This is a genomic window from Streptomyces daliensis (genome assembly GCF_054782395.1).
This window is the reverse complement of the sequence record NZ_BAAGSO010000094.1, coordinates 475,591-491,501: the sequence shown is the minus strand read 5'-3', so window position 1 is coordinate 491,501 and position 15,911 is coordinate 475,591. Positions and strand designations below refer to the sequence as shown.

At 71.9% G+C, this 15,911-nt stretch carries 10 protein-coding genes; all 10 read left to right on the top strand.

Annotated features, from left to right (window positions below):
- Positions 1-471 precede the first annotated feature (471 nt).
- The 10 genes from ACYVOO_RS24615 to yicI all read left to right on the top strand — a co-directional run bounded on the left by ACYVOO_RS24615 (position 472) and on the right by yicI (position 15,840).
- Complete coding sequence (locus tag ACYVOO_RS24615; protein WP_461017865.1) at positions 472-2,277, top strand: helix-turn-helix domain-containing protein; 1,806 nt, start codon at positions 472-474, stop codon at positions 2,275-2,277.
- Between the two features lie 189 nt (positions 2,278-2,466).
- A complete protein-coding gene (locus ACYVOO_RS24610) occupies positions 2,467-3,708 on the top strand; it encodes a PP2C family protein-serine/threonine phosphatase (protein ID WP_461017864.1) in 1,242 nt (413 codons plus the stop codon).
- Complete coding sequence (locus ACYVOO_RS24605) at positions 3,705-5,348, top strand: sensor histidine kinase (protein WP_461017863.1); 1,644 nt, start codon at positions 3,705-3,707, stop codon at positions 5,346-5,348. Before ACYVOO_RS24610 ends, ACYVOO_RS24605 begins: the two co-directional genes overlap by 4 nt.
- Positions 5,345-5,788: a response regulator gene (locus ACYVOO_RS24600; RefSeq protein ID WP_461017862.1), complete on the top strand. Its 444-nt coding sequence runs from the start codon at positions 5,345-5,347 to the stop codon at positions 5,786-5,788. The genes ACYVOO_RS24605 and ACYVOO_RS24600 overlap by 4 nt, the downstream gene beginning before the upstream one ends.
- A 212-nt stretch (positions 5,789-6,000) precedes the next feature.
- Complete coding sequence (locus ACYVOO_RS24595; protein ID WP_461017861.1) at positions 6,001-7,014, top strand: LacI family DNA-binding transcriptional regulator; 1,014 nt, start codon at positions 6,001-6,003, stop codon at positions 7,012-7,014.
- A 175-nt stretch (positions 7,015-7,189) separates the two neighbouring features.
- Complete coding sequence (locus tag ACYVOO_RS24590; protein ID WP_461017860.1) at positions 7,190-10,174, top strand: glycoside hydrolase family 3 C-terminal domain-containing protein; 2,985 nt, start codon at positions 7,190-7,192, stop codon at positions 10,172-10,174.
- 93 nt (positions 10,175-10,267) lie between these two features.
- Positions 10,268-11,497: a sugar ABC transporter substrate-binding protein gene (locus ACYVOO_RS24585; RefSeq protein WP_461017859.1), complete on the top strand. Its 1,230-nt coding sequence runs from the start codon at positions 10,268-10,270 to the stop codon at positions 11,495-11,497.
- Positions 11,498-11,507: 10 nt separating this feature from the next.
- Positions 11,508-12,464 (top strand): carbohydrate ABC transporter permease, encoded by a 957-nt coding sequence (locus ACYVOO_RS24580; protein ID WP_461017858.1) that lies wholly within the window; start codon positions 11,508-11,510, stop codon positions 12,462-12,464.
- Positions 12,465-12,628: 164 nt separating this feature from the next.
- Complete coding sequence (locus ACYVOO_RS24575; protein WP_461018111.1) at positions 12,629-13,360, top strand: carbohydrate ABC transporter permease; 732 nt, start codon at positions 12,629-12,631, stop codon at positions 13,358-13,360.
- Positions 13,361-13,464: 104 nt separating this feature from the next.
- A complete protein-coding gene (yicI, locus tag ACYVOO_RS24570) occupies positions 13,465-15,840 on the top strand; it encodes an alpha-xylosidase (RefSeq protein WP_461017857.1) in 2,376 nt (791 codons plus the stop codon).
- The last annotated feature ends 71 nt before the right edge of the window (positions 15,841-15,911 follow it).

The window sequence follows — 15,911 nt, the reverse complement described above, 5'->3', positions numbered from 1 at the left end:
CGGGGAGTGGAAGAATTACTGCGGTCATGCGGGTTCTCCCCCCAATAAGGCACATCACCGAACGGTTCCGCGCAGGGCGAGCGGTGTGCGTAACGGCTTTGGACTTCATTTCACATCCCGTCCGGACGCACCGGCGGCCGTGCCGCCGTGCGCCCGCCCAGCCGTCCGGCCCTGGGACAAGCCCCTGTTCCCCGGCTTACCCCTTGACCCCGCTCCTCGGTACTGCTCTGCCGCTGCTCCGTCCCCCCAGGGACATCGCTCGAAGTCCTCACCACCCGCGGGGAAATTCCCCCGCGAGCGCCGGAATCGTCAGCGGCAACCGCCCTCGGACCGCGTACTCACGCGGCTCCACTTCTCGCCCTGCCCGGTATTCCTTACCCCTATATTCCCTCCAATCGGGGAAAGGTGCGGCCTCTTGCTGTTGCCAGGGCATATTGGCAACACGGGCGAACGACGGACCGTGGGGGGACCATGGAGCCACAACCGGGCGGATTCGGGGCCGAGTTGCGCAGAAGGCGGCAGGCCGGAGGGCACTCGCTCAACTATCTGGCGGGCCTCGTCCACTGCAGCCGCAGCTACCTCAGCCGGATCGAGACCGGTCAGCGGCGGGTGACGTACGAACTGGCCGAGCTGTGCGACATCGCGCTGGACGCCCAGGGCGAACTGCTCGCCCTCGCGCCCCCTCCCCGCTCGCCGTCCCCGCCCCGGCGCGCCGGATCCGGAACCGGAACCGGCACGGGCGCCGGTGTGCGCGGGCCCCGGATGTGGGAGCCCTCGCGCGTACCGGGGGCGCACGCGGCCGACGGCGGCTCGGGCCACGGCGCCGAGTTCGACCGGCTGGTGCGGCGCGGCGACGTCCACTACATGGCGGGACGCATGGCGGAGGCGGACGACTCCTACCGCTGGGCGCACCGGCTCGGCGCCGGAAGCCCCCGGGCCCAGGCCGTGGCCGTGGCGCGGCAGGCCCGGCGCTGGTCCGATCCGGGACAGGTCGACCGCGAGCTGCTGCACCTGCTCCGCAGCGCCCTCGCGGCGCTGCGGGACGAAGACGGAGCGGAGGCCGCGGGACTGCGGCTGCGGCTCGGCGCGCACCTCGCCAAGAAGCTCTCCCTGGCGGTCAGCCAGGACACCGCCCTCCCGGAGGCGGGCCCTCGGCACGGTGCCGACCTGGCCCACCGCGTCCTCACCGCGCTCGACGCGGGGGACCACGGCGACGAGGTCCGCTGCGAGGTCCTCACCGAGTGCCGCTGGGGCCTCTACGACTACGAGCCGCCCTCCGAACTGCTGCGGATGTCCCAGCAGTTGCTGGAGGCGGCCGTCCGGCTCGGCGACCCCTACTTCCGCGGCGAGGCGCTGGTCGCCCTCGCCATCGACCAGCTCAGGGTGGGGAGGGTGCACAGCGCGTGGTCGACCGTCGATCTGCACAGGAAGCACGCGGCACGCTCCGGCAGCGCCCTGGCCCGCTGGCAGCAGTGCACGCTGGACACCCTCTTCGACCTGTGGGGCGGGAAGTTCGAGTCGGCCGCCGACTGGATCTTCGGCGAGTCGCGGGAGGTCGTCGGAGCGCTGGAGGCGGATCTCGCCGTCCCGGCCGACACCCTCCAGCAGACCCGGCTGGGCCAGGCGTACTGGCTGCTGCGGGAGGAAGGCAGGATGGACGAGCTGTTCAGCTCGGGCCTGGCCGAGAACGTCGAGCGGCACGGCTTCTTCCCCGTATGGCGCGCGGGTATGGCGCTGGCCCTGTGCGAGACGGGGGACCTCGGCCCGGCCGCCGACCGGCTGGTCGCCTTCGCCGACGACACCGAGGGGTTCACGGCCCTGCCCCCCTACGGCTGGGCCCTGCCCGCCATGGCCCTCCTCGCCGAGGTGTGCGCGGCGCTGGACGCGCACGGCGGCTACGGGGACGCGCTGGCCCGTGTGCTGCCCGGACTGCGCAGGGCGATGGGGCGGCAGCCGGAGGGGATCGCGCTGGCGGGCTGGCCGACGGTGCTGATCGGGCCGACGGCACGCGCCCTCGGCCTGCTGGACCTGGCGGCGGGCGACACGGCGGGCGCGCTCCGGCGCTTCCGCGAGGCCGAGCGCCCGGCCGGTGATTCGCCGCCCCAGATGGCCCGGCTCCGCCTGGCCCAGGCGCGCGCCCTGATGCGCTCGGCGCCCAAGGGGCGGGGCAGGGCGGTGGCCGGGCTGCTGGGCACGGCGCTCTCGGCCGCCGAGCGGTACGGCATGAAGGCGCTCGCGCGCGAGTGCCGCGTCCAACTGGAGCGCGCGCCGGGCTGAACCGCCGCGTGTGGCCCGTCGCGGACAAGGGGTGTGGGCGAGGAACGTGGACGACGGGCGCGGGCGAGAAGCGTGGACAAGGGGTGCGGACAAGGTGCCGAGAAGGGGGTGTGGACGATTCGGACGACAGTAGTATTCGCCGGGAGGGGCGGGCGCGGGGCCGTCGGCGGCACACGTGGGGGTGGGGTCGTGTCCAAGCAGACCGTGCGGCCGGGCGGCCGGGTGCCGCGCGCGGACCCGGACACGTCCAGCTCCGCCTGGGGCCTGGACGCTGAGGCCGGACTGCTGCTTGTCGAGGACGACGCCGGTGACGCGCTCCTGGTCACGGAGGTGCTGTCCGACTCCGGACTGGAGATGGACATCGTCTGGCGCAAGACGCTGGCCGAGGCCCGCACGTTCCTGCGGGGCCTGATGCAGCCCATGTGCGTGCTCCTCGACCTCCATCTGCCCGACGCGCACGGCATGAGCGCGGTACGCCATGTGCTGGAGACCTCCCCCGACGCGGCCATAGTGGTGCTCACGGGGCTCGCCGAGAACGAGGCGGGGCTCACCGCCGTCGCCGAGGGCGCGCAGGACTACCTCGTCAAGGGCAGCATCGACGCGGAGTCCCTGAGCCGGGCCATCCGGTACGCGCTCCAGCGCAAGCAGGTCGAGCGCTCGGTGGTGGAGCTCCAGGCCAGCAGGCTGCTCGCGCGGGAGAACTCCCGCCTGGAGCGCGGACTGCTGCCGCGCCCCCTGCTGCGAGGCGACGGCTGCTCGGTCTCCTCCCGCTACACCCCGGGCCGCGATCACGCGCTGCTGGGCGGCGACTTCTTCGACGTGGTGCAGACCGACGACGGCGCCGTGCACGCGGTCATCGGCGACGTCTCCGGGCACGGCGCGGCTGAGGCGGCGCTCGGCGTCTGCCTGCGCGTCGCCTGGCGGGCCGCCGTGCTGTCCGGCTGCGTCGGCGCCGCGCAGGCCAGGCTGCTCGACGAGATCCTGGTGGCCGAGCGCGCTGCCGACTACGTCTTCGCGACGTTCCTCAGCCTGCGCCTCGACCCCGAGCGGCGGCTGCTGCGCGTGATCCGTGCCGGGCACCCCGGTCTGCTGGTCCGCTCGGAGCGGCGCATCGAGCTGTGCGAGCCGCCCGCCGACGCCGCGCTCGGGATCCTCTCGCGCGAGGCGGCCCAGTGGAGCGAGACGCTGCTGCCCCTCGCGGACGCCACCTCCGTCACCGTCTTCACCGACGGCCTCTTCGAGGGGCAGGTCGGGCCGCACGCGCGGCTCGGCGAGGAGGGGCTGGTGAGGCTGGCCAACAAGCACGCGGTACTGCGGGGGAGGCCGTTCGTCGATGCCGTCTTCGAGGAGGTCGCCGCGCTCACCTCGCCCTACGGAGGGCTCGCCGATGACGTCGCCGTACTGGACCTCGCCTGGGGCACGACGGCGTGAACCCCACTGACCCCGCCGCGTATGAGGGGCGCCGCGTCCGGCGGTTGTCGGCGCAGAGCTGGATCCATCTGGTGCTGGCCGTCAACACGCTGCTGCTGGTGGTGTTCGCGGCGGTCGGCGGCACGCTCCAGGCGCGCACGGACGAGCGCGTCGCGGACCTGTCGGAGCGCCTGCACCCGGCCAGGACCGCCTTCTTCCAGATGGAGACGGCCCTGGTGGACCAGGAGACGGGCGTGCGCGGCTATGTACTCAGCCGCGACCCCTCCTTCCTGGAACCGTACACGGAGGGCAGGCGGGAGGAGCGGCGGCTGTACGGCGAACTGCGCCGTCTCATCGGCGACGACGCGCGGCTCGGCGGGGACCTGCGCGCGATCCGGAGCGCGGTGGCCGACTGGCGGCGCGAATACGCGCGCCCGCTGATCGCCTCGGCGGGCGACCCCGCCGAACGCGTGGCCGTACTGGAGGCCAGCAAGGGGAAGTTCGACGAGGCGCGACGCCAGTTCGCCTCGCTGGAGAAGCACATCAACGCGGCCAGGGCGCAGGCCCGTGCGGACGCCGCCGGGACCCGCAGCCTGCGCAACTGGGCCTTCGTCGCCATGCTCGCCGGTTTCCTCGCCAGCGCGGTCGTCCTGGCGCTGCTGCTGCACCGGATCGTGGGCCGCCCGCTGCGCGCGCTGGAGAGCGCCTCGGCGCGGGTGGGCGCGGGCGCCTTCGGGGAGACCATCCGGATCGAGGGCCCGCGCGATCTGGAGTCCGTGGCCCGGGTCGTGGAGGAGATGCGCGGCAGGATCGTCACGGAGCTGTCCGCCAGCCGGGACAGGGAGGCGCTGCTCACCCGGCAGGCCGGTGAACTGGACGCCCAGACCGCCGAGTTGCGGCGCTCCAACGCCGAGCTGGAGCAGTTCGCCTATGTCGCCTCGCACGACCTCCAGGAGCCGCTGCGCAAGGTCGCCTCCTTCTGCCAGTTGCTGGAGAAGCGCTACAGCGGCCGGCTCGACGACCGCGGGCGGCAGTACATCGCGTTCGCCGTCGACGGGGCCAAGCGCATGCAGGGCCTCATCAACGACCTGCTGACCTTCTCCCGTATCGGCCGCTACGGCTCCGAGCCGCGGCCCGTCCTCCTCGACGAGGTGCTGGACCGCGCCCTCGCCAACCTCGCGCTCAGCATCGAGGAGACCGGCGCCGTGGTGGAGCGGCCGGAGGCGCTGCCGACGGTCGAGGGAGACCCGACCGCGCTGACCATGCTGTGGCAGAACCTCATCGGCAACGCCGTCAAGTTCCGCCACCCGGACCGCCCGCCCCGGATCACCGTCACCTGTGAAGCCGAGGGGGACGTCTGGAGCGTGCTCGTGGCCGACAACGGGATCGGGGTGCCGCCCGAGTTCTCCGAGAAGGTCTTCGTCATCTTCCAGCGTCTGCACAGCCGCGAGGAGTACGAGGGGACGGGCATCGGGCTCGCCCTGTGCCGCAAGATCGTCGAGCATCACGGCGGCCACATCGGGGTGGAGACCGCCCCGGAGGGCGCCCGCGTGCGCTTCACGCTGCCGGTCGTCGGCGCGGCGAGCGGCACCACCACGAGCGGCACCACCACGGCCACCGTCACCGAAGAACCGGACACCGCGCAGGGAGCACTCCCGTGAAGGCGACACCCGAGCCCATCGAAGTCCTCCTCGTGGAGGACGACCCCGGCGACGAACTGATGACGCGGGAGGCGTTCGCGGACAACAAGATCGGCAACACGCTGCACGTCGTACGGGACGGGCAGGAGGCGCTGGACTTCCTCTACTGCCGGGGCGAGCACACCGAGGCACCGCGCCCCGACCTCATCCTGCTCGACCTCAACCTTCCCAAGTACGACGGGCGTCAGGTGCTGGAGCGCATCAAGTCCGACCCCGTGCTGGCGCACATCCCCGTCGTCGTGCTCACCACCTCCTCGGCCGAGGAGGACATCCTGCGCAGCTACCGCCTGCACGCCAACGCCTATGTGACCAAGCCGGTCGACCTCGACCAGTTCCTCTCGGCGGTCCGGCAGATCGACCACTTCTTCGTCACCGTCGTCCAGCTCCCCCGAAATCCCTGACACCTACCGGTGCACGTAACACCGCGTTCATTCCATTGACATGGCCCTGCCCCGGTCCTACTGTCCCCGGCGAATCGCTTCGACAGCAGTCGTCGAAACGATTCGACTGCCCGGCGGACAGGACGGCGACCGGGCGGTGACGACCAGTGTCCGGAGCGCCCGCGCCATGGTGGGGAGCCGTTCCGGGCCGACGCGGCACCGGGAGAGGGACGTTGGTCAGGATCACTGATGTGGCGCGGTGCGCGGGCGTCTCCCCGAGCACGGTCTCCTACGTACTCAGCGGCAAGCGCTCCATCTCCGCCGAGACCCGGCGCCGGGTGGAGGCCAGCATCCGCGAACTCGGCTACCGTCCGCACGCCGGAGCGCGGGCCCTGGCCAGCAGCAGATCCAACGTGCTGGCGCTCGTGATGCCGCTGCACAGCGGCATCCACGTACCCGTCCAGATGCGCTTCGCCGTCTCCGTCGTCACCACGGCACGCGCACACGACCACGACGTGCTGCTCCTCACCCAGGAGGAGGGCGAGGAGGGGCTGCGCCGGGTGACGGACAGCGCGCTGGCCGACGGGCTCGTGGTGATGGACGTCCAGATGCGGGACGCACGCATCCCGTTCCTGCGCGCCCTCGACCGGCCCTCCGTGCTGATCGGCTTTCCCGCCGAGGCGGAGGGCCTGACCTGCGTTGACCTGGACTTCACGGCCACGGGGGAGGTGTGCGCCGAGCGGCTCGCGCTGCTCGGGCACCGCAGCGTGGCCCTGATCGGCTCGCCGCCCGAGGTCTACGCGCGGGGCACGGGGTTCGCCCAGCGGACGGCCGCGGGCTTCACGGCAGCGGCACGGCGCTACGGGCTGGCCTCCACCGTGCTGCCGTGCGCGCCCAGCGCCGAAGCGGCGGGCACGCTCGTCGAGCGGCTGCTGCGCGAGCGGCCGGGGCTGAGCGGGGTCGTCGTGCACAACGAACCGGCCCTGGAGCCGCTGATGGAGGCGTTCCAGCGGGCCGGGATGCGCATTCCCGAGGACCTCTCCGTCGTCGCCGTGTGTCCCGACGATCTCGCCGAGCGGGCCGCGATCCCCGTGACCTCGGTCGGTGTTCCCGCGGCCGAGGTGGGGGAGCGGGCCGTGGAGCTGCTGATGGCCAAGCAGCAGGGGCAGCGGGTGCCCGACGCCACGCTGCTGCCGCCCCGGCTGACCGAACGTGCCAGCACCGCGCCCCGCGCCGCGGCGCCCTGAGCCCGCACCTGAACCAGCCCCGTACCGCAGCACGACGCGCCCACCCCGTACCGCAGCACCCCCGTACTCCGCACCGCAGCACCCTCCCGCACGTCGCCCCGCCCCGTCTTCGCACCCTTCCGCACGGCACCACCCGCCTTCCTTATCGAAGCGCTTCGACTACAAGGAGTTCGCAGTGCCACCACAGGGCATCCCCCGCCGGAACGTGCTCGCGCTCGTCATGGCACCCATGGCCACCCTCGGCCTGCCCGTGCCCGCCGCGGCCTCGGCCGCCGCCGCTCCGGGAACCCCGGCGGCCCCGGCAGGGGCGGCCCTTCCCTTCCGTGACGCGGGGCTGGCCCTGCCGGCACGCGTCACGGACCTGCTGGAGCGGCTGACCACGGCGGAGAAGATCTCCCTCCTGCACCAGTACCAGCCCGCGATACCCCGGCTCGGGATGCGCGCCTTCCGCACCGGCACCGAGGCACTGCACGGCGTCGCCTGGCTCGGCAAGGCCACCGTCTTCCCGCAGGCCGTGGGGCTGGCCAGCACCTGGAACCCGGAGCTGATCGAGCGCGTCGGCGCCGCCGTCGGCGACGAGACACGCGGCTTCCAGCAGGAGCGGCCTCAGGGCTGGGGGCTGAACGTGTGGGCACCCGTGGTCAATCTGCTGCGCGACCCGCGCTGGGGCCGCAACGAGGAGGGCTACTCCGAGGACCCGTATCTGACGGGCGTCATCTCCACCGCCTACTGCGAGGGCCTGCGCGGCAAGGACCCCCGCCACCTCAGAACGGCGCCCACCCTCAAGCACTACCTGGCCAACAACAACGAGATCGACCGCGCCACCACCTCCTCGTCGCTGCGCCCGCGCGTGCTCAAGGAGTACGAGGAGGCCGCGTTCAGGCCCGCCATCGCCGCTGACGCGGCGACCGGCGTGATGGCCTCCTACAACCTCGTCAACGGCCGCCCCGCCACCGTCAACCCGGATCTGAACGACACCGTGCGCTCCTGGACGGACCGCGAGCTGTTCAACGTCACCGACGCGGACGCGCCCAACAACCTGCTCCCCGCAGTCCAGGACTACTACGCGACCAGGACAGAGGGCGACGCCGCCGCGCTCAAGGCCGGTATCGACAGCTTCACGACCGACAGCGCGGAGCCCGCCAAGACCGTCGCGGCGCTCACCGCGGCGCTGGAGAAGGGGCTGATCGAGGAGGCCGACCTCGATACCGCCGTACGGCACATCCTGGGCATCCGCTTCCGGCTCGGCGAGTTCGACCCTGACGGCGGCCCCTACGGCGGGACAGGAGCCTCGGTCATCGACAGCCCCGAGCACCGCGCCCTCGCCCGTGAGGCGGCCGACGAGGCCGTCGTACTCCTCAAGAACGACTCCGGGACCCTGCCCCTGGCCCCCGGCACCGTGCGCGAGGTCGCCGTCGTCGGGCCGCTGGAGAACACCCTCTACACCGACTGGTACTCCGGCTCCCTGCCGTACGGGATCACCCCGCGCGAGGGCGTCAGGCAGCGGCTCGGCGAGGGCGGCACCGTCACCTCCAGCGAGGGCGTGGACCGCGTCGCGTTCCGCAACCAGGAGACGGGCGCGTACATCACGGCGGGCGGCGGCGAGGACGGCGCGCTGCTCAAGGAGGAGGCCACCAGCGCGGGCGAGACGGAGCGGTTCGACGTCTCCGACTGGGGCCAGGGCATCGTCACCCTGCGCAGCGCGGCCAACGGCAAGTACGTCGGCCGCACCGACGGCGGCTTCCGCAACGACCAGGCACAGCCCAACGGCTGGTACGTACAGCAGCAGTTCCGCGTCGAGGAGCGGGACGGCGCACACCTGCTGCGCTACGCCGGATATGAGACGCACGAGGACTGGTTCGGCACCGACGTCTATCTGCGCGCCGGAACCGGCGGCGTCCTCACCCTCACCAGCGAGGAGAACGCCACCCGCTACACGCGCGAGGTCCTGCGCGACGGCATACGGGAGGCCGTCGAGGCGGCCAGGGGCGCCGACGCGGCCGTCGTCGTGGTCGGCAGCATGCCCTTCATCAACGGCCGCGAGGTCTTCGACCGCACCGACATGAACCTGGCACCCGCGCAGTCCGCGCTGGTCAAGGCCGTGCACGAGGCCAACCCCAGGACCGTCGTGGTGCTGGAGACCAGCTACCCCGACACCCTCACCTGGGAGCAGGAGCACATCCCCGCGATCCTGTGGACCACCCACGCGGGGCAGGAGACCGGGCGCGCGCTGGCCGACGTGCTCTTCGGCGACCACAACCCGGCCGGGCGGCTCACCCAGACCTGGTACCGCTCCACGGACGACCTCCCCGGCATCCTCGACTACGACATCATCAAGTCCCGCCGCACCTACCTGTACTTCACCGGGGAACCGCTCTACCCCTTCGGGCACGGCCTCTCCTACACCACCTTCCGCTACGGCGCCCCCCGGCTTTCGTCGGACACCGTGGAGCGGGACGGGAAGGTGACCGTCTCCGTGCGCGTCACCAACACCGGGAAGCGGGACGGGCACGAGGTCGTCCAGCTCTACACCCGCCACCGCGACTCCCGCGACGCGCAGCCGCTGCGGCAGTTGCGCGCCTTCGAGAAGGTGCGGCTGAGAGCGGGCGAGACACGGACCGTACGGCTGACGCTGCGCGCCGCCGACCTCGGCCACTGGGACGTGACACGTGGCAGGAAGGTGGTCGAGGACGGCGTCCACGACATCATGGTCGGCGCCTCCTCGCGCGACGTGCGGGGCCGTACCTCGCTGCGGGTGCGGGGCGAGAAGATCCCGGCCCGCGATCTGTCACGCACCACCCGCGCCACCGGCTTCGACGACTACGAGGGCGTGCGCCTGGTCGACGAGAGCAAGGTGCGCGGCGACGCCGTCGGCGCGACGGACGAGGGTGCCTGGCTCCTGTTCAGCGACGCGGACCTGGGCGCCGGAGCACGCACGTTCACGGCCCGCGCCGCCAAGGAGACCGGGGGCACCGGAACCATCACGGTGCGGCTCGGCTCGCCCACCGGGCCCGTCGCGGCGCGCGCCGAGGTGCCCTCCACCGGCAGCCGCTACACCTACGTCACCACGAGCGCGCGGCTGCGCGGAGCGCGCGGCAGACAGGACGTCTACCTCGTCTTCTCCGGCGCGGTGCGCCTGAGCACCTTCTCGATCCGCTGACCACACGCTCCCCGCGCCCGGCACACCCGGCCGCACACCTCCCCGTACACCCCCGCCCACCCCTTTCCCCCAGCCGCATCGAATGGAGGCACCATGCCTTCCCGTACAGGCATACCGGCCCTCGCCACGGTCATGGCGGGGGTGACGGTGGCGTTCGGTCTCACCGGGTGCGCCGCCACCCCCGACCCCGGCACCGTCACCGTCCTCAACTCGGCCACCGACACGGCCGAACACACCAAGAACCAGAAGTTCTTCGACCGCTGCGCCCGCCCCCTGGGGCTGAGCGTGGAACAGATCAGCGTGCCCGCCGACCAGGTGGCCTCCAAGGCACTGCGCATGGCGTCCTCGCACTCCCTCCCCGACATCCTCGAACTGGACGGCTCCGAACTGCCGCAGTTCGCGCAGACCGGCGGGCTGCGGAGCCTGAAGGACATCGGCGTCGGGACCGAGGGGTTCTCGCGCAGCGCCGTCTCCCTCGGCTCCTACGACGGCACCCAGTACGGCATCGCCCGCTCGGCCAACTCCCTGGCCCTCTTCTACAACCCCGACCTGCTCGAAAAGGCCGGGGTCGAGCCGCCCGCCACCTGGGACGAGCTGCGCAAGACGGCGAAGGAACTCACCGGCGACGGCACCTACGGCATGGCCTTCAGCGCCACCCCCGACGCCGACGGCGTCTACCAGTTCCTGCCGTTCTTCTGGTCGGCCGGCGGTGACGAGGCACGTCTGTCCGAGGGCGAGGGCGGCGCCGACGCGCTGCGGCTGTGGAAGGACATGGTGGGCGACGGCTCGGTCTCCAAGTCCGTCGTCAACTGGAACCAGCAGGACGTCAACGACCAGTTCCTCGCGGGCCGCGCCGCCATGATGATCAACGGCCCGTGGCAGGTGCCCGTGCTGAACGGGCAGAAGAAGGTGGACTGGGCCGTCGCCACCATCCCCGTGCCCGAGGGCAAGCGGGACGCCATCCCCCCGATCGGCGGCACCGTCATGACCGTCCCCGAGAACGAGGACGCGTCCCGCGAGAAGAACGCGGCCAAGGTGCTCAACTGCCTCAACAGCGAGAAGAACCAGTTGGAGTGGGGCCAGGCGGTCAACAACGTCCCCACCCGCACGGCCGTCGCCAAGACCTACGGCAAGAAGAACCCGAAGCTCGCGCCCTTCGCCGAACTGGTCCTCACCGCGCGCTCGCGCACCGCGAAGGTCGGCACCCGCTGGCCCGCCGTCGGCGACGCGCTCTCCGGCGCCTTCCAGTCCGTGCTGACGGGGCGCACCAGCCCCGAGAACGCCCTGCTCCGCGCCCAGCGGCAGGCCACGAGGGAGAAGTGAGGAACCGGACATGAGTACCCTCACCCCGGCACCACCACGCGCCGCGGCCCGGCCGCCGGCCCAGGCCCCCGCGGGCTCCCGCCACCGGCAGACACTCTTCCGCTGGCTGTTCGTCGTCCCCGCGCTCGGCTACATGGCCCTCTTCTTCGGCTATCCGCTGGTCCGCATCATCCTGATGAGCTTTCAGGAGTACACCCCGGCCACCTACTTCACCGGCGAGGCACCCTTCAACGGGCTGGACAACTGGCGCGCCGTCTTCAGCGACCAGCTCTTCACCGACGCGCTGTGGCACACCGCCCTGTTCACGGCAGGGTCCCTGCTGGGCCAGTTCACCATCGGCCTCGCCCTGGCCGTCTTCTTCTCCCGCCGCTTCCGCCTCGCGGGACTGGTGCGGGCCGTCCTGCTGCTGCCCTGGCTGGTCCCCATGGTGGTCTCGGCCGTGGTGTGGCGCCGCATCCTCGACCAGGAGCACGGGGTGCTCAACAGCGCCCTGCGGACCCTGGGGCTGACGGACGGGGGTGTGCCGTGGCTGAGCAGCCCCAGCGTGGCGCTGCTGGCCGCCGTCCTGGTCAACATCTGGATCGGCATCCCCTTCAACATGGTCATCCTCTACGGCGGCCTCCAGGAGATACCCCGCGAGCTGTACGAGGCCGCCTCGCTCGACGGGGCCGGGCCCTGGCGGACGTTCCGCAGTGTCACGCTGCCCATGCTGCGGCCCGTGATCACCGTGGTGCTCGTCCTCGGCTTCATGTCCACCGTGAAGATCCTCGACCTGATCCTCGCGCTGACCGACGGGGGCCCGGCCGACGCCACCCAGACCCTGGGCACCGTCACCTACCAGCTCTCCTTCCTCAACCTCGACTTCGGCCAGGGCGCCGTCGTCGGCAACGTCCTCATCCTCGTCAGCGCGGTCTTCGCCGTGCTGTACCTGCGGGCCAACCGCAGCGACTTCGCGCCAGGGAAGTGACCGCCATGACCTCCGCACACCCAGCGGCCCCGACACCGGCACGAAGCCGTCCTGCCCGCCCCGGCCGCCCAGCTCGTCCCGGCCGACGTGGTGGCGTGCGCGGCGCCTGGAACACCGCCGCCGCACTGCTGATCCTCGCGGTGCTGCTCTTCCCGGTCTACTGGATGCTCAACACCGCGCTCCAGCCCGACAGTGGCATCGCCGCCGTCACCTGGCTGCCCACCGCGCCGCGCCTGGAGAGCTTCCAGACGGCGCTGGAGAGCCAGGGCGGCTCGCTGCTCACGAGCCTCGCCGTCGCACTGGGTGCCGTGGCCGTGTGCCTCGCGCTGGCCGCGCCCGCCGCCTACGGGCTGGCGCAGTCCGGGCTGCGCGGCGGCCGTGCCGTCGTGTTCACCACGCTGATCACCCAGATGGTCCCCGGCATCGTCATCGCCAACGCCCTCTACAGCGCGTACGCCGAACTCGGCCTGGTCAACTCCTACTTGGGCCTCATCCTCGCCGACGCCTCCCTCGGCCTGCCCTTCTCCGTCGTGCTGCTGCGCGCGTTCATGGTGTCCATCCCCGGTGAGGTGGTGGAGGCGGCGCTGGTCGACGGGGCCAACAGGTTCACCGCGTTCGTCCGCGTCGTCCTGCCCATGAGCCGCAACGCACTCATCACGGCGGGGCTGTTCACGTTTCTGTTCGCCTGGTCGGACTTCATGTTCGCGCTGACCCTCAACACCACGGACGACGTCAAGCCGATCACGCTCGGCATCTACCAGTTCGTCGGCGCCCACGTCAGCGACTGGGGCGCGGTGATGGCCACCGCCGTGATGTCCGCCGTTCCGGCGGCGATCCTGCTCGTCGTCGCGCAGAAGTACATCGCCGCCGGGATCACCGGCGGCTCCGTCAAGTAGCCCCGCCACCGCACCCGCACCACTGCACCCGCACCACTGCACTCGCACCACTGCACCCGCACCGTCAGCCCAGCCCCCCACCGCGAGAGGACACCCCGCACCGTATGAAGTTCACCGACGGCTACTGGCTCATGCGCGGCGGCGTCGAGGCGTCGTACGCCACCGAGATCGCCGACGTCCACGCCGACGACGACAGGTTCACGCTCTACGCGCCCGTGCGCCATGTCCGCCACCGAGGCAACACCCTCAACAGCCCCCTGCTGACGGTCGAGTGCTTCACACCCGCCGAAGGCGTCATCGGCGTCCGCGTCACCCACCACGCCGGTGCCCCCGATCCAGGGCCCTCCTTCGCGCTGCACCCCGCGCGGGACACGGGAAGTACGCCGGACACCGGCGGCCCGGGTGAGGGGAACCCGGGGAAGGTCGTAAGGGAGGGCACCTGGCTCGAACTCGCCAGCGGGGAACTGTCGGTGAAGGTGGACACCGCGGCGCCCTACCGGCTCGACTTCATGGCCGAGGGCCGCGTCCTCACCTCCGCCGAGTCACGCGGCACCGGCTTCGCCACCACCCCCGACGGCGCGCACCACAGCCTGGCCCAGCTCTCCCTCGGCGTCGGCGAACTCGTCTACGGGCTCGGCGAGCGCTTCACGCCCTTCACCCGCAACGGGCAGAGCGTGGACATCTGGCAGGCGGACGGCGGCACGGCCAGCGAGCAGGCGTACAAGAACGTGCCCTTCCACCTCACCAACCGGGGCTACGGCGTCTTCGTCAACCACCCCGGCAAGGTGTCCTACGAGGTGGGCTCCGAGGCCGTCGGGCAGGTGCAGTTCAGCGTCGAGGACCAGACGCTGGAGTACTACGTCATCCACGGCCCCCGGCCCAAGGACGTGCTGGAGCGCTACACCGCGCTCACCGGACGCCCGGCACTGCCGCCCGCCTGGTCGTTCGGGCTGTGGCTCTCCACCTCCTTCACCACCGACTACGACGAGGAGACCGTCAGCCACTTCGTCCAGGGCATGGCCGAGCGCGGCATCCCGCTGGGCGTCTTCCACTTCGACTGCTTCTGGATGCGCGCCTACCAGTGGTGCGACTTCACCTGGGACCCGGAGGTCTTCCCCGACCCCGAGGGCATGCTGCGCCGCCTCAAGGAGCGCGGACTGCGCGTCTCGGCGTGGATCAACCCGTACATCGCCCAGAAGTCCTCGCTGTTCGCCGAGGCGAAGCGCCAAGGGCACCTCGTGCGCACCCCGGACGGCGGTGTGTGGCAGTGGGACATGTGGCAGGCGGGCATGGCACTGGTCGACTTCACCAGCCAGGCGGCCCGCGAGTGGTACGCCGAGAAATTGCGGGGCCTGCTGCGCCAGGGTGTCGACTGCTTCAAGACCGACTTCGGCGAGCGGATACCCACCGAGGTCGTCTGGCACGACGGCTCGGATCCGCAGCGCATGCACAACTACTACACGCACCTCTACAACGACACGGTCTTCCAGGTACTGCGCGAGGAACGCGGCGAGGGCGAGGCGGTCCTCTTCGCGCGCTCCGCCACCGCCGGGGGCCAGCAGTTCCCCGTGCACTGGGGCGGCGACTGCGAGTCGACGTATCCGGCGATGGCCGAGTCGCTGCGCGGCGGCCTCTCGCTGGGGCTGTCCGGGTTCGGCTTCTGGAGCCACGACATCGGCGGCTTCGAGGGCACACCCTCGCCCGCGCTCTTCAAGCGGTGGGTGCAGTTCGGGCTGCTCTCCTCGCACAGCAGGCTGCACGGCAGCAGCTCCTACCGGGTGCCGTGGAACTACGACGAGGAGGCCGTGACCGTCACCCGCGACTTCACCCGCCTCAAGCACCGCCTCATGCCCTACCTCTACCGCGCGGCCCAGCAGGCGGCCGAGCACGGCACCCCCGTGATGCGCCCGATGCTGCTCGACTTCCCGGAGGACCCGGCCTGCCACACGCTCGACCGCCAGTACATGCTGGGCGACGACCTCCTCGTCGCCCCCGTGTTCACCGAGGACGGCACCGTCGACTACTACCTGCCGCACGGCACCTGGACCCACCTCCTGACGGGCGAACGCCTCCAGGGACCGGGCTGGCGCAGCGAACGCCACGGCTTCGACAGCCTCCCCCTGCTGGCACGCCCCGGCTCGGTGATCCCCTTCGCGGCGGACGACGAGGCCGCCGTGAGCGACTGGGCGGACGGGGTGACCCTGCGCGTGCACCCCCGCGAGGACGGCGCGACGACGGTCACACATGTCCCGTCGCCCGACGGTTCACCGGGCGCGGTGTTCCGCACCCGCCAGGACGCGGACGGACGCGTCACGGTCGAGGCCGAGGGCACCCCCGGTGGCTGGCGGGTGCTGCTGACGGGGGTGCGGACCGTCGACGGCACGGAGGGCACCGTCGGCGCGCCCGAGAGCACGCCGCTCGGGGTGCTGCTGACGGCGGGCACTGGCGCGGAGAGGGTGACGGCGGTGCCGGTGGAGTGAGACGGCGGTGGGGCGGGGCGGCGGCCCTCGCTGTGCGGGCGACGACGCGGCGGGCCACTTCCGCCGTGGTC

Coding starts and splice junctions, on each gene's coding strand:
- ACYVOO_RS24615 (WP_461017865.1), top strand. CDS start 472: ATGGAGCCACAACCGGGCGGATTCGGGGCCGAGTTGCGCAGAAGGCGG.
- ACYVOO_RS24585 (WP_461017859.1), top strand. CDS start 10,268: ATGCCTTCCCGTACAGGCATACCGGCCCTCGCCACGGTCATGGCGGGG.
- ACYVOO_RS24580 (WP_461017858.1), top strand. CDS start 11,508: ATGAGTACCCTCACCCCGGCACCACCACGCGCCGCGGCCCGGCCGCCG.
- ACYVOO_RS24575 (WP_461018111.1), top strand. CDS start 12,629: ATGCTCAACACCGCGCTCCAGCCCGACAGTGGCATCGCCGCCGTCACC.
- yicI (WP_461017857.1), top strand. CDS start 13,465: ATGAAGTTCACCGACGGCTACTGGCTCATGCGCGGCGGCGTCGAGGCG.